The organism is Pseudomonas sp. PARCl1, from assembly GCF_947311875.1.
In the GTDB taxonomy this organism is placed as follows: Bacteria; Pseudomonadota; Gammaproteobacteria; order Pseudomonadales; family Pseudomonadaceae; genus Aquipseudomonas; species Aquipseudomonas juntendi.
This window is the reverse complement of sequence record NZ_CAMZMX010000012.1, coordinates 97,653-119,751: the sequence shown is the minus strand read 5'-3', so window position 1 is coordinate 119,751 and position 22,099 is coordinate 97,653. Positions and strand designations below refer to the sequence as shown.

General features: G+C 63.8%; 17 protein-coding genes. 11 read left to right on the top strand and 6 right to left on the bottom strand.

What is annotated here, in order from left to right; all coding sequences use genetic code 11:
• Positions 1–245 precede the first annotated feature (245 nt).
• The 4 genes from leuA to QME24_RS09575 form a co-directional block, all read right to left on the bottom strand.
• Positions 246–1,919: a 2-isopropylmalate synthase gene (leuA, locus tag QME24_RS09590; protein WP_009683414.1), complete on the bottom strand. Its 1,674-nt coding sequence runs from the start codon at positions 1,917–1,919 to the stop codon at positions 246–248.
• A 422-nt stretch (positions 1,920–2,341) separates the two neighbouring features.
• Positions 2,342–3,169, bottom strand: a complete 828-nt coding sequence (locus tag QME24_RS09585) for a M23 family metallopeptidase (protein WP_054905386.1) — start codon at positions 3,167–3,169, stop codon at positions 2,342–2,344.
• A gap of 3 nt (positions 3,170–3,172) precedes the next feature.
• Positions 3,173–4,552, bottom strand: coding sequence for an exodeoxyribonuclease VII large subunit (gene xseA / locus QME24_RS09580; protein ID WP_281690826.1), 1,380 nt, complete (start codon positions 4,550–4,552; stop codon positions 3,173–3,175).
• A gap of 32 nt (positions 4,553–4,584) precedes the next feature.
• On the bottom strand, positions 4,585–5,469 hold the full coding sequence (locus QME24_RS09575; RefSeq protein ID WP_212624442.1) for a LysR substrate-binding domain-containing protein: 885 nt from the start codon (positions 5,467–5,469) through the stop codon (positions 4,585–4,587).
• A gap of 97 nt (positions 5,470–5,566) precedes the next feature.
• On the opposite strand from QME24_RS09575, the gene QME24_RS09570 reads away from it, so the two are divergent.
• The 4 genes from QME24_RS09570 (at position 5,567) to guaA (ending at position 10,245) form a co-directional block, all read left to right on the top strand.
• On the top strand, positions 5,567–6,322 hold the full coding sequence (locus QME24_RS09570) for a sulfite exporter TauE/SafE family protein (protein WP_009683418.1): 756 nt from the start codon (positions 5,567–5,569) through the stop codon (positions 6,320–6,322).
• Between the two features lie 47 nt (positions 6,323–6,369).
• Positions 6,370–6,924, top strand: a complete 555-nt coding sequence (locus QME24_RS09565) for a hypothetical protein (RefSeq protein WP_029885520.1) — start codon at positions 6,370–6,372, stop codon at positions 6,922–6,924.
• A 147-nt stretch (positions 6,925–7,071) separates the two neighbouring features.
• Entirely contained in the window at positions 7,072–8,541 is a 1,470-nt protein-coding gene (gene guaB, locus QME24_RS09560) for an IMP dehydrogenase (RefSeq protein WP_003255025.1), read from the top strand.
• A gap of 126 nt (positions 8,542–8,667) precedes the next feature.
• Complete coding sequence (gene guaA / locus QME24_RS09555; protein WP_009683420.1) at positions 8,668–10,245, top strand: glutamine-hydrolyzing GMP synthase; 1,578 nt, start codon at positions 8,668–8,670, stop codon at positions 10,243–10,245.
• Between the two features lie 66 nt (positions 10,246–10,311).
• Here guaA and QME24_RS09550 read toward each other — a convergent pair whose 3' ends face one another.
• Positions 10,312–11,256, bottom strand: coding sequence for an AraC family transcriptional regulator (locus QME24_RS09550; RefSeq protein ID WP_029885519.1), 945 nt, complete (start codon positions 11,254–11,256; stop codon positions 10,312–10,314).
• Positions 11,257–11,429: 173 nt separating this feature from the next.
• Here QME24_RS09550 and QME24_RS09545 point away from each other — a divergent pair, with 173 nt between their 5' ends.
• From QME24_RS09545 to tadA, 5 genes are all read left to right on the top strand, one after another.
• Entirely contained in the window at positions 11,430–11,864 is a 435-nt protein-coding gene (locus QME24_RS09545; RefSeq protein WP_029885518.1) for a hypothetical protein, read from the top strand.
• A gap of 19 nt (positions 11,865–11,883) precedes the next feature.
• Positions 11,884–12,543: a hypothetical protein gene (locus tag QME24_RS09540; protein ID WP_029885517.1), complete on the top strand. Its 660-nt coding sequence runs from the start codon at positions 11,884–11,886 to the stop codon at positions 12,541–12,543.
• A 12-nt stretch (positions 12,544–12,555) separates the two neighbouring features.
• Positions 12,556–14,001, top strand: coding sequence for a M48 family metallopeptidase (locus QME24_RS09535; protein WP_029885516.1), 1,446 nt, complete (start codon positions 12,556–12,558; stop codon positions 13,999–14,001).
• A gap of 103 nt (positions 14,002–14,104) precedes the next feature.
• The gene (locus tag QME24_RS09530) at positions 14,105–15,487 is read left to right on the top strand and encodes a multicopper oxidase family protein (protein WP_029885515.1); all 1,383 of its coding nucleotides are present in this window, start codon (positions 14,105–14,107) and stop codon (positions 15,485–15,487) included.
• Complete coding sequence (gene tadA, locus QME24_RS09525; RefSeq protein WP_029885514.1) at positions 15,487–15,966, top strand: tRNA adenosine(34) deaminase TadA; 480 nt, start codon at positions 15,487–15,489, stop codon at positions 15,964–15,966. Before QME24_RS09530 ends, tadA begins: the two co-directional genes overlap by 1 nt.
• 109 nt (positions 15,967–16,075) lie before the next feature.
• On the opposite strand, the gene mltF is transcribed toward tadA, so the two are convergent.
• Positions 16,076–17,533, bottom strand: a complete 1,458-nt coding sequence (mltF, locus tag QME24_RS09520; RefSeq protein ID WP_029885513.1) for a membrane-bound lytic murein transglycosylase MltF — start codon at positions 17,531–17,533, stop codon at positions 16,076–16,078.
• Between the two features lie 289 nt (positions 17,534–17,822).
• Here mltF and purL point away from each other — a divergent pair, with 289 nt between their 5' ends.
• The gene (gene purL / locus QME24_RS09515) at positions 17,823–21,722 is read left to right on the top strand and encodes a phosphoribosylformylglycinamidine synthase (protein ID WP_009683428.1); all 3,900 of its coding nucleotides are present in this window, start codon (positions 17,823–17,825) and stop codon (positions 21,720–21,722) included.
• Between the two features lie 3 nt (positions 21,723–21,725).
• Positions 21,726–22,037: an NIF3 1 gene (locus QME24_RS09510; RefSeq protein ID WP_009683429.1), complete on the top strand. Its 312-nt coding sequence runs from the start codon at positions 21,726–21,728 to the stop codon at positions 22,035–22,037.
• Positions 22,038–22,099 lie beyond the last annotated feature (62 nt).

Below are 22,099 nucleotides of genomic sequence, written 5' to 3'. Positions count from 1 at the left end.
CCAAGGCGTTCGCGCGCAAATCCCACAGGAATAATTGGCCCGAAACAAACGTAGGAGCGAGCGCAGCTCGCGATGCGCCGCGCGGGCGGCGCTCGATCTCACAGGCGCTGCATACCTTGTGGCAAACACCTGTCAGCCCTGATGCAATCCCCGTGGGAGCTGGCTTGCCAGCGATAGGGCCAGTACAGGGCCAACAAAAAAGCCCGCATCAAACGATGCGGGCTTTCTCATTCAGCAGGCAGGGCTCAGGCCGCTTTGGCTTCCTGCTGGCTCAGCGAGCGGTTCAGGGCGCTGAACAGTGCCTTGAAGCTGGCGGTGGTGATGTTTTCGTCGATACCCACACCGTGCACCGGGCGGCCACCGGCCACGCGCAACTCGATGTAGGCCGCCGCCTTGGCGTTGGTGCCAGCACCAATCGCGTGCTCGTTGTAGTCCATGATCTCCACGGCAACCGGCAGGCCGGCAACCAGGGCCTCCAGGGCGCCATTGCCCTTGCCGCGCCAGTGCAGGGTGGTTTCGCCTTCGCCGGCGACTTCCACTTCCACGGCGCTATGGCCGTTTTCTTCCTGCAGGCGGTGGCTGACCAGGGCGTATGGCGCGTTGGCCTGCAGGTATTCCTTGTGCAGCAGGCTGTAGATTTGCTGAGCGGTCATTTCCAGGCCCAAACGGTCGGTTTCACCCTGCACAACCTGGCTGAACTCGATCTGCATGCGGCGCGGCAGGCTGATACCGTACTCCTGCTCGAGCAGGTAGGTGATGCCGCCTTTGCCCGACTGGCTGTTGACGCGGATGACCGCCTCGTAGCTGCGGCCGATATCGGCCGGGTCGATCGGCAGGTACGGCACTTCCCACAGCTCGCCTTCCTGCTGCTTGGCGAAGCCCTTGCGGATGGCGTCCTGGTGCGAGCCGGAGAACGCAGTGTGTACCAGGTCGCCGACATAAGGGTGGCGTGGGTGCACGGGCAGTTGGTTGCACTCTTCGACCACCTTGCGCACGCCGTCGATGTCGGAGAAGTCCAGCAGCGGGTCGATACCTTGGGTGTACAGGTTCAGTGCCAAGGTCACCAAGTCGACGTTACCGGTCCGCTCGCCGTTGCCGAACAGGCAGCCTTCGGCGCGATCGGCACCGGCCATCAGGCCCAGTTCGGTGGCGGCAATGCCGGTGCCACGGTCGTTGTGGCAATGCAGGCTGATGATCACGCTGTCGCGGCGGCTGACATTGCGGCAGAACCATTCGATCTGGTCGGCGTAGATGTTCGGCGTGGAGACTTCCACGGTGGCCGGCAGGTTGAGGATGACCTTGTGCTCTGGCGTCGGGTTCCACACCTCGATGACCGCGTCGCACACTTCCTTGGCGAATTCCATTTCCGTCGCGCTGAAGGTTTCTGGCGAGTACTGGAAGGTCCAGTGGGTTTCGGGCTGCTGGGCGGCATACTTGACGAACAGCTTGGCGGCGTTCACCGCGATGTCTTTCACGCCTTGCTTGTCCTGGTTGAAGACAATGCGGCGGAACGCGGGGGAGGTGGCGTTATACAGGTGGACGATGGCCTTTTTCGCGCCACGCAGCGACTCGAAGGTACGCGCGATCAGGTCTTCACGGGCTTGGGTGAGCACCTGGATCGTGGTGTCGTCCGGGATGTGGCCGTCTTCGATCAGGGTGCGCACGAAGTCGAAATCGGTCTGCGAGGCAGACGGGAACGCCGCTTCGATTTCCTTCACGCCCACCTGGACCAGGGTCTTCCAGAAGCGCAGTTTCTTCTCCGAATCCATCGGCTCGATCAGCGACTGGTTGCCATCACGCAAGTCGGAGCTGCACCAGATGGGCGCTGCGGTGATGGTCTTCGACGGCCAGGTGCGGTCAGGCAGGTCGATAGTCGGGAAGGCGCGGTATTTTTTCGAAGGGTCTTTGAGCATGGACATGGAAGCAATCCTTTTGTGTGCGGCCGAAATCGGGCCTGCCGAGCGATAACAAGATGAAGAGGCGAGGCGACGCGATTCAGCCTGGTAGTCGTGCGCTGACCAGGCTGAGGCTGCGATGTTGTCGGAGCAGGATGAGGGTGCTGAAGGTTTTCATGCCTTCAAACTTAACCAGTGGGGTGGGGGATGGCAAGCGTTCGGAAAAAATTGAGAGGAATGCTTAAAAAAAGCGTATGAGCGAGATTTTATGGCTGGATTCACCCGTGGGGTTGTTCATTGTTGCGCGGTAGTTTTAGCTGGCGCAACACAGTGGAACCCCGTTGACCAATTCTCGCCTCATCGCCGGCAAGCCAGCTTCCACAGCACTGTCACAGGGCTGGAACGCTGTGGAGGCGGGGTTTGTCGGCGAGTCTGGCGCTGCGGTCTCAGGGCTGAAACGCGCCGATGAAAATCGCCGGATCCACCCGCGCATCGTTCAGGCTCACGTTCCAGTGCATGTGCGGCCCGGTAGCCCGGCCGGTTGAGCCCACGCGCCCGACTACCTCGCCCCGGCGCAGTTGCTGCCCCACCTGCACATCGATCTTCGACATGTGGCAGAACATGCTGATGAAGCCCTGGCCGTGGTCCACGAATACCGTGCGGCCATTGAAGAAGTAATCCCCCACCAGAATCACCTTGCCATTGGCCGGGGTCTTGATGGGCGTACCTGCCGGCACCGCGAAGTCCAGCCCGGCATGCGGGTTGCGTTCCTCGCCATTGAAAAAGCGACGCACGCCGAACTTGCTCGACAACGGGCCGTTGACCGGCTTGTCGAGGATCAGGTTGCTGGGCAGGGCAGGGCTGAAACTGCGGTAGGCCTTGATCTGCTCAGCCAGCTCGCGGTCGATGCGCTTGAGGTCGGCGGGGTTCGGGTTGACCTGGCGGGTGTTCTTCAGGGTAATGCGCTGTTCGGGGTACTTTTTGCTACCCACGCTGAACGGCAGGTTGCGCCCGCCTTGGCTGAGCAGGGCAGTACCCGGCTTCTGGGTCAGCGGGATTCCGACAATGGCCAACCAGTTCTCCTGCTCCTTGACCACCAGCACCGGCTTGCCGTCGAAGCGCGCTTCGGGGGCGCTGGCGGCAGGGCCGAGGTTGACCACCGCCACGCCGCCGGGCACCGGCTTGTTCAGCGCACGCGTGATGTAACTGGCCTGGGCGCCGCCGGCCAGCAGTAACAGGGAAAGGGCGAACAGGGAGGCAAGCAGGCGGGGCATGTGTCAGTCCAATAGCGAAAGGGTGACCGGAGTCAGGTGATTGTCTTCCACGCGCACCAGCAGCTCGCCCTGGTCCAGGCGTGCCGTAAGGCGTTGGCCGTTGCGGGTCTGTTCGGCGCTGCGAATCGCCTGGCCGTGGTCGTCGAGCAGGATGCTGTAGCCGCGCGCCAGTGTGGCCAGCGGGCTGACCACCTGCAGCGTCTGCAACTGGGCCTGGAAGCGCTGGCGGCGGTCCTTGAGCAGTTCGCGCATGGCCCGTGGCAGGCGCTCGGCCAGGCTGTCCAGGCGCTGGGCCAGCAGTTTCAGGTTGCGCCCCGGGTGTTGCGCAGCCAGGCGGGTTTCTGCCCGCGCCAAACGCTCACGGCGCTGGTTGAGGCTGAGCAGGAACGCCCGGCGCAGGCGCATGTCCAGGTCGTCCAGGCGCTGGGCCTGCTGGCGCAAGCGCTCACCTGGGTGGCGCAGGCGCCTGGTCAGCGAGTCCAGGCGCAGGCGGTCATGGCTCAGGCGGTTCTGCATGCGCAGCAACAAGCGCCGCTGCAGCCCGTCCAGGCGTTGGCGAATACCACTGCTGTCGGGCGCCAGCAGCTCTGCGGCGGCAGACGGAGTGGGGGCGCGAACGTCTGCCACGAAGTCGCTGATGGACACATCGGTCTCATGGCCGACTGCGCTGACAATCGGTGTGACGCAGGCAGCCACGGCGCGGGCCACGGCTTCTTCGTTGAAGCACCACAGGTCTTCCAGCGAGCCGCCACCACGGGCCAGGATCAGCGCATCGAAGCCAAGGCCGTCGGCCAGGCGGATGGCACGCACGATCTGTGCGATGGCCTCGCGGCCCTGTACCGCCGTGGGAATCAGGTTCAGTTCCACCTGCGGGGCGCGGCGGCCGAACACACTGATGATGTCGCGGATCACCGCGCCGGTGGGGGAGGTGATGATACCGATGCGTTGCGGGTGGGCAGGCAAGGGCTTCTTGCGTTCGGCGCTGAACAGCCCTTCGGCACCGAGCTTTTCCTTCAAGGCCTCGAATGCCAGGCGCAGCGCGCCATCCCCCGCCGGCTCGACGGTGTCGAGAATCAGCTGATAATCACCCCGGCCCTCGAACAGCGAAACCTTGCCCCGCACCCGCACCGCCAGGCCATCGCGCAGCGCTTGGCGCACCCGCGTGGCGCTCTGCCGGAACAGGGCGCAGCGTACCTGGGCACCGCTGTCCTTGAGGGTGAAGTACATGTGGCCAGACGCCGGGCGGGCGAGGTTGGAAATCTCGCCTTCCACCCACACGCTGCGGAACACGTCCTCGAGCAGCACGCGGGCGCGGCCGTTGAGTTGGCTGACCGTCAGGACCTCGCGGTCCAGGCCGAGTCGTTCGAAAGGGTCTCTGATCATGGCCGGCATCATACCCTACCGGGCGTTGCGGGCTAGCCGTGATCTTTCATCGCGGCCACGAACTGGCGCACCAATTGCTCTGCATCGCGCCGGCACGCCAGGGCCACGGTGCTTTCCCGGCCCCCCTCCAGGGTGACGAAACTGATAGAGGCCGGCGCAATGTCGCGCATGCATTGCGGCAGCAGCGCCACGCCAAAACCTGCCTGGATCAGCTGCAACTGGGTCGTTTTGCGCGACAGCACCTGCGCCGCCTGCGGGAAAAAGCCCGCATCCATGCACAACGAGGCTGCCAGGTAGCTCAGCCCGCCGCGCTCACGGTGCGGAATGGAAATGAAGCGCTCGTCGCGCAACTGCTGCAGCGCCACCTGCGCCACACCGGCCAACGGATGCCCGGCCGCCACCGCAAGCAGCAAGGGCTCGCTGAACAGTTCATGCAGCACCACGCCTTCATGCTGGCGAAGCACCGGCAAGCGCAACAGGCCGATATCCAGCCGCCCCGCCGCGATGTCTTCCAGTTGGGCCTCCGACGACTGCTGGGCGATGTCCAGTGCAACCCCCGGGTTAGCGTGCAGGTAACCGCTCAAACGCGCCAGCAGCGGGCCGGTCAACGGGACGGTGCTGGAGTGGTTCAGGCGCAAGCTGCCTTGCAACCCTTGGCCAATATCGCGGGTCACCCGCTCTGCCTGCGCCAGGTCGGCCAGCAGGCGCCGTGCCCGCTCCAGCAACGCCTGGCCGGCCGGGGTCAGGCGCGGCAGGCGGGCGGTGCGCTCGAACAATGGCGTGCCCAGTTGCTGCTCCAGCTCCTTGATCTGCCGGCTGAGTGCCGACTGCGCGATGAACAGGCGTTCAGCGGCACCGCTGAAGCTGCCGCACTCGGCGATTTCCACGAAGTAACGCAACTGGCGGATGGACGTCATGTCATGCCTTTTCGAGATGGCTTTGGCGATAAAGCCATATTAGTCGGCATGGCTTTCAGCTGGCTAACCTTTGCCTATGCTCCCTGGAACTGCTGCCATGCTCACTGAACTGTCGCTCACCGGCCTTGACTGGCTGCCCATCCTGCTCGGCGTCGGCGTGGCCTACGTCGTCTTTGGCATTGCCGGTTTCGGCACGGCCCTGGTGGCGGGCCCGGTGCTGATCCATTTCATGCCGTTGTCACGAATCATTCCGCTACTGGTGTTGCTCGATTTTGTCGCCGCCTTCGGCAACCTGCTGCCTTCGCGCCGTGATGTGGTGCGCGGCGAGTTGCTGCGGCTGTTGCCGTTCATGGCCCTGGGCTGCACGTTGGGCGTGGTGTTCCTGCTGCGTTTGCAGTCTGACGTGCTGTTGCTGTTGATGGGCCTGTTCGTTACGGCCTACGCGCTGTATAGCCTGGCGGTCAGAGTACGGCCGGCGAACCTGTCGGGTTTCTGGGCAGTGCCAATGGGTACGGCAGGCGGGCTGTTCGGGGCGCTGTTCGGCAGCGGCGGTTTTCTTTATGCGCTGTACCTGAGTGCACGCCTGGAACGAAAGGAACAGGTGCGCGCCACCCAGAGCGCGCTGATCAGCTGCAGCACGGTGGTGCGCCTGGCATTGTTCCTGGTCGCCGGTGTTTACGCCGACCAGAGCCTGCTCTTGCTGGCTGCATGCCTGCTGCCGGTCATGTTCATCGGCTTGTGGGTCGGCCGTGGGCTGACCCACAGGCTGTCGCGCGAAGCCTTTGTGCGCCTGGTCACCTGGCTGGTGCTGGCCAGCGGCTTGGCGCTGATCGGTCGCTACCTCGGCGCCTGAGCGGTAGAATTGCGCCCTTACCGCAGTTTTGCAGGCTTGTACCGTTCATGAACACCCAGAGCATTATCGTTCCCAAGCTGTCTACCGTGCCGGTGCACGAAGCCCGCGCCCGTGCCATCGTGCGCTGGCTGGTACGCGAGAAAGTGGTCGAGGAGCAGCTGAGCACCTGTGGCCGTACCGGCAACCGCATGGGCCACGCCCTGGCTGCAGGCGCCCGCAAGGTAGCCCTGCGGCCTGAGTTGTTGCCTTTTGGCGAGCAGACCAACGGCCTGGAAGTGGTGCTCAAGCGTTGCATTTATACCCCCACCGAAGGGTTTCTTGAAGAAGCCGGCTGCCCGCAGTGCCGGCGCGAGGTGGGCGAGCCGCTGTTCGAAAGCCTGGAAGAATGGATGCCGGCGGTCAGTGACAACTTCACCTGCCCGCTGTGCGGCTTCGAAGATGACATCAATGGCTTCATTTACCTGCAGCCATGTGCCTTTTCCAACCTGGGGTTCATCTTCAACAACTGGGGCGAGGCCGGGTTTACCCAGGCCTTTCTCGACAGCTTCGCCGACTGGCTCGATCAGCCGGTGACGGTGGTGCAAGTCAGTTGCAAGCCTTGAGTCGCAAGCTTCAAGAAAAAGCGGCCTGTATGCCTGACGACTCTCGTAGCTTGCCGCTTGTAACTTGAAGCTTGATTTACATTGAGCGGCGCGCCGTGCATGAGTATAATGGCGCGCTTCCATTTTTCCCGCCCGGGAGCCCCCGCGATGCTGCGTATCAGCCAAGAAGCCCTGACCTTCGACGATATCCTCCTTGTACCTGGCTATTCCGAGGTACTGCCCAATGAAGTCAGTCTCAAGACCCGTTTGACTCGTGGCATCGAGCTGAACATTCCGCTGGTTTCCGCCGCCATGGATACCGTGACCGAAGCGCGCCTGGCCATTGCCATGGCTCAGGAAGGCGGCATCGGCATCATCCACAAGAACATGACCATCGAGCAGCAGGCCGGCGAAGTTCGCAAGGTCAAGAAGTTCGAGGCTGGCGTGGTCAAGGACCCGATCACCATCGACGCCGACGCTACCGTGCGCGACCTGTTCGAGCTGACCCGCCTGAACAACATCTCCGGCGTCCCAGTGCTGGCCAACGGTGACCTGGTCGGCATCGTCACTTCCCGTGACGTGCGCTTCGAAAACCGCCTGGACGCCAAGGTCCGCGACGTGATGACGCCAAAAGAGCGCCTGGTCACGGTGCGCGAAGGCGCCGACAAGAACGAAGTGCGCGAGCTGCTGCACAAGCACCGCCTGGAAAAAGTCCTGATCGTTGACGACAAGTTCAACCTCAAGGGCATGATGACCGTCAAGGACATCGAAAAGGCCAAGGCCTACCCGCTGGCCAGCAAGGACGACCAAGGTCGCCTGCGCGTCGGCGCTGCCGTCGGCACTGGCAAGGACACCGGCGAGCGCGTAGCCGCCCTGGTTGCTGCCGGGGTTGACGTGGTGGTGGTCGACACTGCCCACGGTCACTCCAAGGGTGTGATCGACCGCGTGCGCTGGGTGAAGGAAACCTACCCGCAGGTGCAGGTGATCGGCGGCAACATCGCCACCGGCGCTGCGGCCAAGGCCCTGGCCGAAGCCGGCGCTGACGCGGTCAAGGTCGGTATCGGCCCGGGCTCTATCTGCACCACCCGTATCGTTGCAGGCGTCGGCGTGCCGCAAATCAGCGCCATCGCCAACGTTGCCGCTGCACTGGAAGGCACCGGTGTGCCACTGATCGCCGACGGCGGCATCCGCTTCTCCGGTGACCTGTCCAAGGCCATCGTAGCCGGTGCTTCCTGCGTGATGATGGGTTCGATGTTCGCCGGTACCGAAGAGGCGCCAGGTGAAGTCGAGCTGTTCCAGGGCCGTTCCTACAAAGCCTACCGCGGCATGGGCTCGCTGGGTGCCATGGCACAGGCGCAAGGCTCGTCCGACCGTTACTTCCAGGACTCCTCGGCCGGTGCCGAGAAGCTGGTACCGGAAGGCATCGAAGGCCGTGTGCCGTACAAAGGTGCGCTGGCGGCGATCATCCACCAACTGATGGGCGGCCTGCGTTCGTCCATGGGCTACACCGGCAGCGCAACCATCGAAGAGATGCGCACCAAGCCGGAGTTCGTACGCATCACCGGCGCCGGCATGGCCGAGTCCCACGTGCATGACGTGCAGATCACCAAAGAAGCCCCTAACTACCGCGTCGGCTAACGCCCCCAGCGGTAAGCGACAAGCTTAAAGCTACAAGCGGTAGTTGCGCTGCAGCGACTACCGCGTTCTCCCCGATCAACTTGCAGCTTGCGGCTTGACGCTTGCAACTGCATCAGAGATTGAGTCATGGCCCTCGACATTCACGCTCACCGCATCCTGATCCTCGATTTCGGTTCCCAGTACACCCAGCTGATTGCCCGCCGCGTGCGCGAGATCGGCGTGTACTGCGAGCTGCACCCGTTCGACATGGACGATGAAGCGATCCGCGAATTCAACCCGCGCGGCATCATCCTCGCCGGCGGCCCCGAGTCGGTCCACGAAGCCAACAGCCCGCGCGCGCCGCAGGCAGTGTTCGACCTGAACGTGCCGGTGCTGGGCATCTGCTACGGCATGCAGACCATGGCCGAACAGATGGGCGGCAAGGTCGAAGGTTCCGACCTGCGTGAGTTCGGTTATGCCCGCGTGGACGTGGTCGGCAAGAGCCGCCTGCTCGACGGCATCGAAGATCACATCGACGCTGACGGCGTACTGGGCCTGGACGTGTGGATGAGCCACGGCGACAAGGTCACCCAGATGCCGGGCAATTTCCATGTATTGGCCAGCACCCCAAGCTGCCCGATCGCCGGCATGTTCGACGACACCCGCGGCTATTACGGCGTGCAGTTCCACCCGGAAGTGACCCACACCAAGCAGGGCGGTCGCATCCTGTCCCGCTTCGTGCAGGACATCTGTGGCTGCGAGGCCCTGTGGACCCCATCCAACATCGTTGAAGACGCCATCGCCCAGGTGCGTGCACAAGTGGGTTCGGCCAACGTCCTGCTGGGCCTGTCTGGCGGCGTCGACAGCTCGGTGGTTGCCGCGCTGCTGCACCGCGCCATCGGCGACCAGCTGACCTGCGTATTTGTCGACAACGGGCTGCTGCGCCTGCACGAAGGTGACCAGGTGATGGCCATGTTCAAGGAGAACATGGGCGTCAAGGTCATTCGCGCCGACGCTGAAAAGCAGTTCCTCGACAACCTGGAAGGCGAAGCCGACCCGGAGAAGAAGCGCAAGATCATCGGCCGCACCTTCATCGACGTGTTCGATGCCGAGGCCAGCAAGCTGGAAAACATCCAGTTCCTTGCCCAGGGCACCATCTACCCGGACGTGATCGAGTCGGCTGGCGCCAAGAGCGGCAAGGCCCACGTGATCAAGTCGCACCACAACGTCGGTGGCCTGCCGGAGGAAATGAACCTCAAGCTGGTCGAGCCGCTGCGTGAACTGTTCAAGGACGAAGTGCGCAAGATCGGCCTGGAGCTGGGCCTGCCGTACGACATGGTCTACCGCCACCCGTTCCCGGGCCCAGGCCTGGGTGTGCGTATCCTTGGTGAAGTGAAGAAGGAATACGCCGACATCCTGCGTCGTGCCGACCACATCTTCATCGAAGAGCTGCGCAAAGCCGACTGGTACCACAAGACCAGCCAGGCCTTCGTGGTGTTCCAGCCGGTCAAGTCGGTCGGCGTCGTCGGCGACGGCCGTCGCTACGCCTGGGTCGTGGCCCTGCGTGCCGTGGAGACCGTGGACTTCATGACCGCGCGTTGGGCACACCTGCCGTACGAGCTGCTGGAAACCGTCAGCGGCCGTATCATCAATGAAATCGACGGCATCTCGCGCGTGACCTATGACGTGTCGAGCAAGCCGCCGGCGACGATTGAGTGGGAATGATCCCTCTCTGGCGTTGAACGAAAAGGGCCGCATTGCAGGCCCTTTTCTTTTGCCTGGGAAAAACTGCTATTCGCTGCCAGGCGGGTGGCCGAAATAGGCCTTGTAGGCATGGCAGAAATTGGCAGGGTTGGCATAACCGACCTGGTAGGCCACCTGCGACACCTGCCAGCGCCTTTCCAGCAGCAGGGTGCGGGCCTGCTCCAGGCGTTGCTGGCGCACGTACTGCAGCATTGGCCGGCCGAATTCGTCGCGGAACGCCCGGCGCAAGGTGGTCTCGCCCACGCCCAGTTGGCGTGCAAGGCTGGCGGCGGTGGGTGGGGTGGCCAATTGGGTGTCGAGCAGGCGCCGCGCTTCGATGACCAGGTCGCGCAGCCCGCGGTCCGGGTTTTTCGTGCCTTGTACAGGGCCGATCAAGTGGCGCGCCAGCTCCAGCACCACGGCCACGCTCAGGCTTTCGCAATGCAGGCGCCGTAGCCCACCGGTATAGGGTGACAGGTACAGCTGCTGCAGCAAGCGGCTGACGGCGGGGCATTGGGGGAGTTGATCGAAGCGCATGCCGTCTGCGGTCAAGGCCAGCAGGGGTAGCAATTGCGCATCGTCCCGCGCCAGCTCATGCAGGTAGTCGCCGGCAATGCGCACGCCAGCCATGCGCGCATGGCTGTCAGCAGGCAACTGGTCCTGCGCTTCCAGGCTTTCGCCCAGGCCCAGCAGGTGCAAGTGGCCGGGGGCGTAATGGTTGAGCGTGCCGTCGACCTTGTGCTGCCAGGCACCGTCGAACACGTGGACGACGCACAGGCTTTGCGGCAGCAGTTTGTCGATTTGCAACGGTTCGGGAAACTGCAGGTTGCAATCGAAGTACTGCAGCCCCGCGTGCACGGTCTGCGCCCGATAATGCCCGGTTGCACGCCCCATGATTTGCGCCTTGCCGCTGTCCAGCACGCCGGCGTCGGCCAGCGAGCCGGGGCTGTCGAAGGAAAAGGAGGTGTCCAGGTAGGGGCTGGTCGATCGCATGGGCGCTACGTCCTTGGTTGGCGGCGGCATGAGCATAAATGGTAACGCGCGCACATTTTTGGCAACAGCCATTGTGCGCGGCGGTTCATCTTTTGTGCGAACCGGCCACAGGGGTTGGCAGTGCCGGCGTAGCTGTCTTCAATGATCGATCGTTTCGCATCATGGTGGAAAAAATGTTCGCTTATCGTAAATGGGCTGCCTTGCTGGTGGCATCGCTCACGCTTTGGCTAGGCCAGGCACATGCCGAACAACGGCCTGCAGTAGCCGAACAGGTCAAGGCCTATATGGGCACCGAGGGCGTCAAGGTATGGACGCTGCGCATTGGCGAGCGGGCCGCCAATGAGGCGCTGGTCCAGGTCGAAGGCGTCGATCACGACTGGAACATGCGCATTCAGAAAATGCAGGTCGAGAAAACCGCCAAGGACACCCGCTACTGGACGACGGTCGATGGCAACAAGTTTGTCGTGTTGATCGTGCAGGGCGGCTGGGGCGGCGAGCTCTACCTGCCGGGTGAGCCGCAACCGTTGCCGGTTGGCTACTCCGAGGGGCTGTCGCGCCAAGGTGATTCGCAGGCTTTTCTGACCGATTACCTGGCCAAGCAGCAGTGAACGGGGAGCACATCTGATCATGGCTAAACCCGACGAACCGCTGGCCGACCTTTCCGGCGCGCTTGGCGAAGACTATGAGCAAGCCCGTGCCGCCCAGCGCGAGCGGGTGGTTGCCGAACTCAAACAGGTAATCGAGCGCGTCCCGGAGCAAAGCGAATTTACCAACTCCCGGCGTTACAAGGTCTGGGGGCCGATACTGCTGGTGGGCGCCCTGATTCTGCTGGTCACCACGTTCAACCCGCAACGCCTGGGCGCGGTCGCACTGGTGCTGTTCGTGGTGTGCATGGCGGCAGTGGTGACCTGGCAGCACCGCAACGCGGGCACGCAGGTGTTCATGCGCCTGACTCGCCGACAGCTGTTCGTCGATACCCTGGACGCCCCTGTCGACATGGCTGAAGTCGAGGACATCGCGGTCAAGGACGAAGGCCTGGTCATGGTACAGACGCTGGAGATGAGCAGCGAAGCTGCGCTCCCTAAGCATCGCGTGGTCAAGCTGCAGTTTTTCGGAAACCAGGCGATGGCCCTGAAAAAGCCGCGACCGCAGATTCGCATCATGTCTGCCGGCCTGGCCTTGAAGGGTCGCAAGCTGGGGAACGACGAAGTGCTCGAGCTGTTGGCGGCCTACCGCAATGCGGCCCATGCACAACGGCAACTGGAGTTGATGCAGGTAGATGTATAGCGGGGCGCTGCAATGAGGCGCCTGGCTTGGGGCCTGGTCATGCTGCTGTTGCCGTTGCTGCTGGTCGGCTGGGGCGGCGTGCAGCAATGGCGGGCCGAGACGGCGCAAGAGCAGGCGGGGATCATCCGGCAGTGGCTGGCAACGCCCAGCGAGGACTTGTTGCGCACACTGCCTTGGGCGGCGCGCAAGGAACTGGCAGGGCGCCTGGACACGCGTGAAGTGCTGCAACGGCAGTTGGATGAGCTCGATACCGACCGCCACTGGCTTAGCGTGCGTAGAACGCTGGCCGGTGTCGGCGGCTGGCTGGCATGGGGCGCGCTGGTCGCTGGCATCGGCGCTTGGCTCAGGCTCAGGTACGACGCCTGGCGGGCCTTGCGCTCGGCGCATTACCTGCACCAGCGCATGACCGCCAGCTGGCGGGTGCTGGGGCGTTGGCTAAGCGTCTACATGGGGCTGCTGGCTGGCTCGTTGGGCCTTCTGCTGCTGTATGAAGTCAGCGCCGGCTTCAGCCATGCGGCACAGGGCGGGGTTACCGTGCTGATCGTGGTGCTGCCGCTGGCGTCATTACTGCTCGTGTGCCTGCGTACCGCCTGGCGAATGCGCCAGCAATGGCCGCGCATCGGGGCGTCGAAGGCGAGCTTTCTCGGCCGACAGCTTCACCGGCAGGGGGCTTCGGCGCTCTGGCAATGGGTCGAGGGCCTGGCCGCGCAGTTGCATGCGCCAGTACCGGACAATATCGTGGTCGGCATCGACCAAAGCTTTTTCGTCACCAGCGTTCCAGTCGTGCTGCAGCCCTGTCAGTCGGTACTCAATGGCCGAACCTTGTATCTGTCGTTACCGTGTCTCGGCGCCTTGAGCCAGCGGGAAGCCGCCGCGATCATTGGCCATGAGCTTGGCCATTTTCGCAGCCGCGACACGGAGCAGGGCAGTGCGACCAACGCACGCTTCAGCTTGATGTGCGCCCAGTTCTCGACCCTGGTCGACGCTGAGCGCGGCGCCGCCTGGGTCGCTCGCCCGGTGGTATGGGCAGCCGGTCAGTTCCTGCACCATTTTCAGGTCGCGGTCCATCACTGGGGGCGTGAGCAGGAATTGCTGGCTGACCGGGCCGGTGCCGAAGTGGCCGGGCCGGAGCTGTTCATGCAGGCGTTGTTGCGGGCGATCGCCCTGGGCAGCATGGTCGATGCCTTGCTGCACGAGTGCGGCGGCCAAGGCCTGCTGGCAGCGCTGCCCCGGCATTTGCAGCGCGTGCCGTTGCGCCTGGATGAGGACGTGCTGGGCCTGACCATGCCCCATCCATTCGACTCCCATCCGCCATTGGCTGCGCGCCTCGACAACCTTCGCGTCAGGCTGGACGGTGCACTGCTGCAGGCTGCCATGCGCCAACCTGGCGACCATGACCGGCAGTGGTTCAATCAGTTGTGTGGCGGCGCCGTGGAAGCGGAACGCCAGGGTCTCTAGAGACTTCACTTAATATTTCCCATTTGCAGGTGTATCGTATTCGCCCTTCATCGTCAGCCGAGGCTGGCAGCTTGATCGCACCGAACACGAGGTACCCGCACCGATGTCCTTCACCCGTCGACAAATGCTCAAGGGCCTGACCGGCCTGGTTGTGGTTGGCCTGGGCGCCGGTGGCGCGGCGCGTTACTGGCTGGGCAAGGTCGAGGACGACAACGCCGGCCATGACTACGAGCTGATCGCCGCGCCGCTTGACGTCGAGCTGGTGCCGGGCTTCAAGACCGAGGCCTGGGCGTTCGGGCCCTCTGCACCGGGCACCGAATTGCGTGTGCGCCAAGGCACCTGGCTGCGGGTGCGCTTCATCAACCACCTGCCGGTGGAAACCACCATCCACTGGCACGGTATCCGCCTGCCGCTGGAAATGGACGGCGTGCCTTATGTGTCGCAACTGCCGGTCAAGCCAGGCGAGTACTTCGACTACAAGTTCCGCGTACCGGATGCGGGCAGCTACTGGTACCACCCTCATGTCAGCAGTTCCGAAGAGCTGGGCCGTGGCCTGGTCGGCCCGCTGATCGTCGAGGAGCGCGAGCCCACCGGCTTCCGGCATGAGCGCACACTCAGCCTGAAGAACTGGCACGTGGACGAGGAGGGTGGCTGGCTGCCGTTCAGTATCCCGCGCGAGGCCGCGCGCAACGGCACCGCCGGGCGCCTGATCACCATCAATGGCCAGGCCGACGCGGTCACCGAACTGCCGGCCGGGCAGGTGGTGCGCGTGCGTCTGCTGAACCTGGACAACACCTGGACTTACCGGGTGAACCTCAAGGGCAACTGCGAGGCCCGGATCTACGCGCTCGATGGTAACCCGGTGACCCCTCGCCCCCTGGAGGACGAGTACTGGCTCGGCCCTGGCATGCGCATCTGCCTGGCTATCCGCATTCCCCAGGCGGGGGAGGAAATTTCCCTGCGCGATGGCTTCGTGCGCCTGGGCACCCTGCGCTCGGTGGCCAGTACCGATGCCCCGGGGGACTGGCCGCCAGCGCTGCCGGCCAACCCGATAGCCGAACCGGACCTGGAGAATGCCGAAAAGCTCAACTTCAATTTCGAATGGGCGGCGAAGGTTTCGGTCACCACCGACCAGGACAAGCCACCGAGCCTTTGGCAAATCAACGGCCAAGCCTGGGACATCACCGACAAGACCTGCGCCGACCGCCCCATCGCCACGCTGCAAAAAGGCAAAAGCTACATCTTCGAGTTGAAGAACATGACCCAGTACCAGCACCCGATCCACCTGCATGGCATGAGTTTCAAGGTGATCGCCTCCAACCGGCACGACATCAAGGAGCCGTGGTTCACCGACACCTACCTGCTGGGCAAGAACGAGCGCGCGCAGGTGGCCCTGGTGGCGGATAACCCCGGCACCTGGATGTTCCACTGCCACGTCATCGACCACATGGAAACCGGCCTGATGGCCGCTATCGCGGTGGTGTGATGCGCCCGCAGATCATCGATCGCAGCCGCGATCAGGAATTCATGCGCCTGGCGTTGTCCCTGGCAGCCGAGGGTGCAGCGCTGGGCGAGGTACCGGTGGGGGCGGTGCTGGTGCAGCATGGCCAGGTGATTGGTCAGGGCTTCAACCGGCCGATCATCGACAGCGACCCCAGTGCCCATGCCGAGATGGTGGCGATTCGGGCGGCGGCCAAGGCGGCCAGCAACTACCGCCTGCCAGGCAGCACCCTGTACGTCACGCTGGAACCATGCAGCATGTGTGCAGGCCTGATCGTACATTCACGGGTGATGCGGGTGGTGTTTGGCGCGCTGGAGCCCAAGGCGGGGATCGTGCAAAGCCAGGGGCAGTTCTTCGGCCAGGGCTTTCTCAACCACCGGGTGATGGTGGAGGGCGGGGTGCTGGCGCAGGAGTGTGGGCAGATCCTCAGCGACTTCTTCAAGGCCCGCCGGGCCAAGGGCTAGCCTGGGCCGACCTGTTCGCGGGCACGCCCGCTCCCATACTAATGCCACTCCCTCAGGCTTGTGGTGGACCTGTGGGAGCGGGCGTGCCCGCGAACAGGCCGCTACAGGCTCACATCGGCGGTGACTGGTCCGCAGGCTTGTCCTTGTTCACACCAGGCACATGCAGGTTGCCTTCGGCGACCTGGCCTTCGAGCTGCGGTTGGGTGACCCAGGTGAGGATGTCGTAGTAGCGGCGGATGTTGGCCACGAAGTGCACAGGCTCGCCACCGCGGGCATAGCCGTACTTGGTCTGCCGGTACCACTGTTTCTGCGACAGGCGCGGCAGCATCTTCTTCACGTCCAGCCACTTGTTCGGGTTGAGCTTTTCGCGCTTGGCCAGGGTACGGGCATCTTCCAGGTGGCCGCTGCCGACGTTGTAGGCAGCCAGGGCGAACCAGGTGCGGTCTGGCTCCTTGATGCTGTCGTCGAGCTCTTCCTTGATTTTCATGAAGTACTTGGCGCCCCCCTGGATGCTCTGCCGCGGGTCCAGGCGGTTGGATACGCCCATCGCCTGGGCGGTGCGCTGGGTCAGCATCATCAGGCCGCGTACGCCGGTCTTGGAGGTTACCTCCGGTTGCCACATCGATTCCTGGTAACCAATGGCGGCCAGCAGGCGCCAGTCCACCTGCTCGACCTTGGCGTAGCTCTTGAAGTGCTTCTCGTACTTGGGCAGGCGCTGCTGCAGATGCTGGGCGAAGGTGTAGGCGCCCACGTAGCCCAGAACATCGACATGGCCGTAGTAGCGGTCCTTCAAGCGCTGCAGGGTGCCGTTTTTCTGCGCCTTGTCGAGGAATTCATTGATTTCGTTGAGCAGGCTGTTGTCTTCACCGGCCGCGACTGCCCAGCGTTGATCACGGGTATCGCCCACGTCGAAGGCAACCCGCACGTTGGGGAAGTACACCTGGTTCATCGCCAGTTCGTTGGAGTCGACCAGGGTCAGGTCGATCTGGCCTTCGTCGACCATGCGCAGCAGGTCGACCACCTCGACCGCATCGGACTCTTCATATTCCAGGCCTGGGTTCTGCTTTTTCAGCTCGGCCAGAAGGTCGGCATGGCTGCTGCCCTTGAGCACCATGATTTTCTTGCCGACCAGGCCCTTGGCGTCGGTCGGGCGTGGGCGGCCGTTGCGATAGACCACCTGCGGGGTGACTTCCAGGTAGGGATGCGAGTATTTCACCTGGGCCTTGCGCCGTTCACTGCTGACCAGGCCGGCCGCGGCCAGCACCGGGCCGGCGGGCTTGCCGAGCGAATCGTACAGTTCGTCGAGGTTGTCGGCGGTTTCGATCTGCAGTTTTACGCCGAGATCATCGGCGAAATGCTGGACAAGTTCGTACTCGAAGCCGGTTTCGCCGTTGCGGTCCTGGAAGTAGGTGGCCGGGCTGTTGCGGGTGATCACGCGCAGCACGCCGTCCTCCTTCACGCGCTCGAGGGTGCTGGGTTTTTCAACGCAGGCACCGAGCAGCAGAAAGAGTCCGGTTGCGAGGAGCCATTTGGCGCAACGCTGGCGCAAAGCAGTGTGGGCGAACATAGCTTGCAGTATACGCAAAGGACCGGCGCAACCATATCTCGACAACTGTTAGGTTGTCTGGTAGCGGATTATGTGCTGCAAGCTTCAAGCTGCAAGCCACAAGAAAAAGCAGCCGGGCAGGGCATGTTTTTTTCTTGTGGCTTGCAGCTTACGGCTTGTCGCTTTTTTTTGACCCCAAAGTCCGGTTCCGCCGCCCGGCAGCCATGGCTTAGAGCGGGTGCCGAAAGCCAACGATTTAGGCTAGAATGCACGGCCTCTAAGCACACCCCTTCCTGAGGCTGTCCCGACGATGTTGATCCTGCGCGGCGCTCCTGCCCTTTCTGCCTTTCGCCACGGTAAATTACTCGAGCAACTGAGCCAGAAAGTCCCCGCTGTTACTGGTTTGTATGCCGAATTTGCCCACTTCGCCGATGTTGAAGGCGAACTGACCGCCGACCAGCAGCAGGTGCTGGGCCGTCTGCTCAAGTACGGCCCGAGCGTGCCGGTACAGGAGCCGAGCGGCCGCCTGTTCCTGGTCGTACCGCGCCTGGGCACCATCTCGCCATGGGCCAGCAAGGCCAGCGACATCGCTCACAACTGCGGCCTGCAGGCAATCCAGCGCCTGGAGCGTGGTATCGCCTACTACGTTGCCGGCAACCTGAGCGACGCTGACGCCGCCCTGATCGCCGCCGAGCTGCACGACCGCATGACCCAGCGCGTGCTCGGCCAGTTGGAGCAGGCCGCTGACATGTTCAGCCACGCCCAGCCCAAGCCGATGACCTCGGTCGATATCCTCGGCGGCGGCCGCGACGCGCTGGCCAAGGCCAACATCGACCTCGGCCTGGCCCTGGCCGAAGACGAAATCGACTACCTGGTCAATGCCTTCCAGGGCCTCAAGCGCAACCCGAACGACATCGAACTGATGATGTTCGCCCAGGCCAACTCCGAGCACTGCCGCCACAAGATCTTCAACGCCAGTTGGGACATCGACGGCCAGGCGCAGGAAAAAAGCCTGTTCGGCATGATCAAGAACACCTACCAGATGCACAACGAAGGTGTGCTGTCTGCGTACAAGGACAACGCCTCGGTGATCGTCGGCAACGTTGCCGGCCGCTTCTTCCCGAACCCTGAAACCCGCCAGTACGGCGCGGTGCAGGAGCCGGTGCACATCCTCATGAAGGTGGAAACCCACAACCACCCGACCGCCATCGCCCCGTTCTCCGGTGCGTCCACCGGCTCGGGTGGCGAAATCCGCGACGAAGGTGCTACTGGCCGAGGCGCCAAGCCCAAGGCTGGCCTGACCGGCTTCACCGTGTCCAACCTGCGCATTCCGGGCTTCGAGCAGCCCTGGGAGCAGGCCTACGGCAAGCCAGAGCGCATCGTCGACGCCCTCGACATCATGATCGAAGGCCCATTGGGCGGTGCTGCTTTCAACAACGAATTCGGTCGCCCGGCGCTGACCGGCTACTTCCGTACCTTCGAGCAGGCCATCAACACCCCGCACGGTGAAGAAGTACGCGGTTACCACAAGCCGATCATGCTCGCAGGCGGCATGGGCAACATCCGTGAAGACCACGTGCAGAAGGGCGAGATCACGGTCGGCGCCAAGCTGATCGTACTCGGTGGTCCGGCCATGCTGATCGGCCTGGGCGGCGGCGCTGCTTCGTCGGTGGCCACCGGCGCCAGCTCCGCTGACCTGGACTTCGCCTCGGTACAGCGTGAAAACCCGGAAATGGAGCGCCGTTGCCAGGAGGTCATCGACCGCTGCTGGCAGCTGGGCGATGCCAACCCTATCGCCTTCATCCACGACGTGGGCGCCGGCGGCATCTCCAACGCCTTCCCGGAGCTGGTCAACGACGGTGGCCGCGGTGGCCGCTTCGAGCTGCGCAACGTGCCCAACGACGAACCGGGCATGGCCCCGCACGAAATCTGGAGCAACGAGTCGCAGGAGCGTTACGTGCTGGCCGTCAGCGCCGTCGACTTCGAGCGCTTCAAGGCCATTTGCGAGCGCGAGCGTTGCCCGTTTGCCGTGGTCGGTGAAGCCACCGAAGAAAAGCACCTGACCGTCAGCGACAGCCACTTCGGCAACACCCCGGTGGACATGCCCCTCGACGTGCTGCTGGGCAAGCCGCCGCGCATGCACCGTTCGGTCACCCGTGAAGCCGAGCTGGGCGATGATTTCGACCCAAGCGAGCTGGACCTGGACAGCGCCGTGCAGCGCGTGCTGAACCACCCGGCAGTGGCCAGCAAGAGCTTCCTGATCACCATCGGCGACCGCACCATCACCGGCCTGGTTGCCCGCGACCAGATGGTCGGCCCGTGGCAGGTTCCGGTTGCCGACTGCGCCGTCACGGCCACCAGCTTCGATGTGTACACCGGTGAAGCCATGGCCATGGGCGAGCGAACCCCGCTGGCCTTGCTGGACGCCCCCGCATCCGGCCGCATGGCCATTGGCGAAACGCTGACCAACCTGGCGGCATCGCGCATCGAGAAACTGTCCGACGTCAAGCTGTCGGCCAACTGGATGTCCGCTGCCGGCCACCCAGGTGAAGACGCGCGCTTGTACGACACCGTCAAGGCGGTCGGCATGGAGCTGTGCCCAGAGCTGGGCATTACCATTCCGGTCGGCAAAGACTCCATGTCGATGAAAACCAAGTGGAGCGACGAGGGCGTCGAGAAGAGCGTGACCTCGCCGATGTCGCTGATCATCACCGGCTTCGCGCCGGTCACCGACATTCGCAAGACCCTGACCCCGCAACTGCGCATGGACAAGGGTGAAACCGACCTGATCCTGGTCGACCTCGGCCGCGGCAAGAACCGCATGGGCGCCTCGATCCTGGCCCAGACCTACGGCAAGATCGCTGCCCAGGCACCGGATGTCGACGACGCCGAAGACCTCAAGGCCTTCTTCGCCGTGATCCAGGGCCTGAACGAAGATGGCCACCTGCTGGCCTACCACGACCGTTCCGACGGTGGCCTGGCCGCCACCGTGCTGGAAATGGCCTTTGCCGGCCACTGCGGCCTGGACCTGCACCTCGACCCGCTGACTGACAGCAAGGCCGATGTGGCGGCCATTCTGTTCAACGAAGAGCTGGGGGCGGTCATTCAGGTTCGCCAGGACGCCACCCCCGACGTACTGGCACAGTTCAGCGCCGCTGGCCTGGGCGAAGGTTGCGTGGCGGTGATCGGCAAGCCGGTCAACAACGCCGAAGTGTCCATCAGCCTCAATGGCGAAGTGCTGTTCGACGACGACCGCCGCATGCTGCAGCGCCAGTGGGCCGAGACCAGCTACCAGATCCAGCGCCTGCGCGACAACGCCGACTGCGCCGACCAGGAATTCGACCTGCTGCTGGAGGAAGACAACCCGGGCCTGTCGGTCAAGCTGGGCTTCGACGTCAACGACGACATCGCCGCACCGTACATCAAGAAAGGCGTGCGCCCGCAAGTGGCCATCCTGCGCGAGCAGGGCGTCAACGGCCAGGTTGAAATGGCTGCAGCCTTCGACCGCGCCGGCTTCGCCGCCATCGACGTGCACATGAGCGATATCCTTGCCGGCCGCGTCGACTTCGAGGCCTTCAAGGGCCTGGTGGCCTGCGGTGGTTTCTCCTACGGTGACGTGCTGGGCGCCGGTGAGGGCTGGGCCAAGTCGGCGCTGTTCAACAGCCGCGCCCGTGATGCCTTCCAGGCCTTCTTCGAGCGTACCGACAGCTTCGCCCTGGGCGTGTGCAACGGTTGCCAGATGATGTCCAACCTGCACGAGCTGATCCCGGGCACCGAGCACTGGCCGCACTTCGTGCGCAACCGCTCGGAGCAGTTCGAGGCACGTGTGGCCATGGTCGAAGTGCAGAAGTCCAACTCGATCTTCCTGCAAGGCATGGCCGGTTCGCGCATGCCGATCGCCATCGCCCACGGTGAAGGCCATGCCGAGTTCGCCAGCGAAGAAGCGCTGCTGGCCGCCGACATGTCCGGTTGCGTGGCCCTGCGCTATGTCGATAACCACGGCAAGGTCACCGAAGCCTACCCGGCCAACCCGAACGGCTCGCCGCGCGGTATCACCGGCCTCACCAGCCGCGACGGTCGCGTGACCATCATGATGCCGCACCCGGAGCGTGTGTTCCGCGCCGTGCAGAACTCCTGGCGCCCTGACGAGTGGCACGAAGATGCCGCGCTGATGCGCATGTTCCGCAATGCGCGGGTGTGGGTGAACTAAGGCGTGTACAAGCTCGCCTTCTTCGTCCCCGCCAGCCATGTCGACGTGGTCAAGGCCGCTGTGTTCGCCGCCGGTGGCGGGCGCATCGGTGACTATGACCACTGCGCCTGGCAAACCCTGGGCCAGGGCCAGTTTCGCCCGCTGGACGGCAGCCAGCCGTTTCTCGGGCAAACTGGCCGGGTCGAGGTGGTGGAAGAGTGGAAGGTGGAGCTGGTGGTGGCAGACGAGCTGGTAGCCCAGGTCGTCGCTGCACTCAAGCAAAGCCACCCGTACGAGGCGCCAGCCTATGAGGTGTGGCGGCTCGCCGAGTTCTAGACCGCATCAGGGCTATTCGCGGGCACGCCCGCTCCCAAAAGGGTTACACAACTTGTGGGAGC

What these genes read in the sequence shown, in the direction of transcription:
- QME24_RS09550 (WP_029885519.1), bottom strand. Translation starts at nt 11,256, where the DNA reads ATGCGATCGACCAGCCCCTACCTGGACACCTCCTTTTCCTTCGACAGC.
- xseA (WP_281690826.1), bottom strand. Translation starts at nt 4,552, where the DNA reads ATGATCAGAGACCCTTTCGAACGACTCGGCCTGGACCGCGAGGTCCTG.
- tadA (WP_029885514.1), top strand. Translation starts at nt 15,487, where the DNA reads ATGCGCCCGCAGATCATCGATCGCAGCCGCGATCAGGAATTCATGCGC.
- QME24_RS09545 (WP_029885518.1), top strand. Translation starts at nt 11,430, where the DNA reads ATGTTCGCTTATCGTAAATGGGCTGCCTTGCTGGTGGCATCGCTCACG.
- QME24_RS09540 (WP_029885517.1), top strand. Translation starts at nt 11,884, where the DNA reads ATGGCTAAACCCGACGAACCGCTGGCCGACCTTTCCGGCGCGCTTGGC.
- QME24_RS09585 (WP_054905386.1), bottom strand. Translation starts at nt 3,169, where the DNA reads ATGCCCCGCCTGCTTGCCTCCCTGTTCGCCCTTTCCCTGTTACTGCTG.
- QME24_RS09530 (WP_029885515.1), top strand. Translation starts at nt 14,105, where the DNA reads ATGTCCTTCACCCGTCGACAAATGCTCAAGGGCCTGACCGGCCTGGTT.
- guaB (WP_003255025.1), top strand. Translation starts at nt 7,072, where the DNA reads ATGCTGCGTATCAGCCAAGAAGCCCTGACCTTCGACGATATCCTCCTT.
- QME24_RS09565 (WP_029885520.1), top strand. Translation starts at nt 6,370, where the DNA reads ATGAACACCCAGAGCATTATCGTTCCCAAGCTGTCTACCGTGCCGGTG.
- QME24_RS09570 (WP_009683418.1), top strand. Translation starts at nt 5,567, where the DNA reads ATGCTCACTGAACTGTCGCTCACCGGCCTTGACTGGCTGCCCATCCTG.
- leuA (WP_009683414.1), bottom strand. Translation starts at nt 1,919, where the DNA reads ATGTCCATGCTCAAAGACCCTTCGAAAAAATACCGCGCCTTCCCGACT.
- guaA (WP_009683420.1), top strand. Translation starts at nt 8,668, where the DNA reads ATGGCCCTCGACATTCACGCTCACCGCATCCTGATCCTCGATTTCGGT.
- QME24_RS09535 (WP_029885516.1), top strand. Translation starts at nt 12,556, where the DNA reads ATGAGGCGCCTGGCTTGGGGCCTGGTCATGCTGCTGTTGCCGTTGCTG.
- purL (WP_009683428.1), top strand. Translation starts at nt 17,823, where the DNA reads ATGTTGATCCTGCGCGGCGCTCCTGCCCTTTCTGCCTTTCGCCACGGT.
- QME24_RS09575 (WP_212624442.1), bottom strand. Translation starts at nt 5,469, where the DNA reads ATGACGTCCATCCGCCAGTTGCGTTACTTCGTGGAAATCGCCGAGTGC.
- mltF (WP_029885513.1), bottom strand. Translation starts at nt 17,533, where the DNA reads ATGTTCGCCCACACTGCTTTGCGCCAGCGTTGCGCCAAATGGCTCCTC.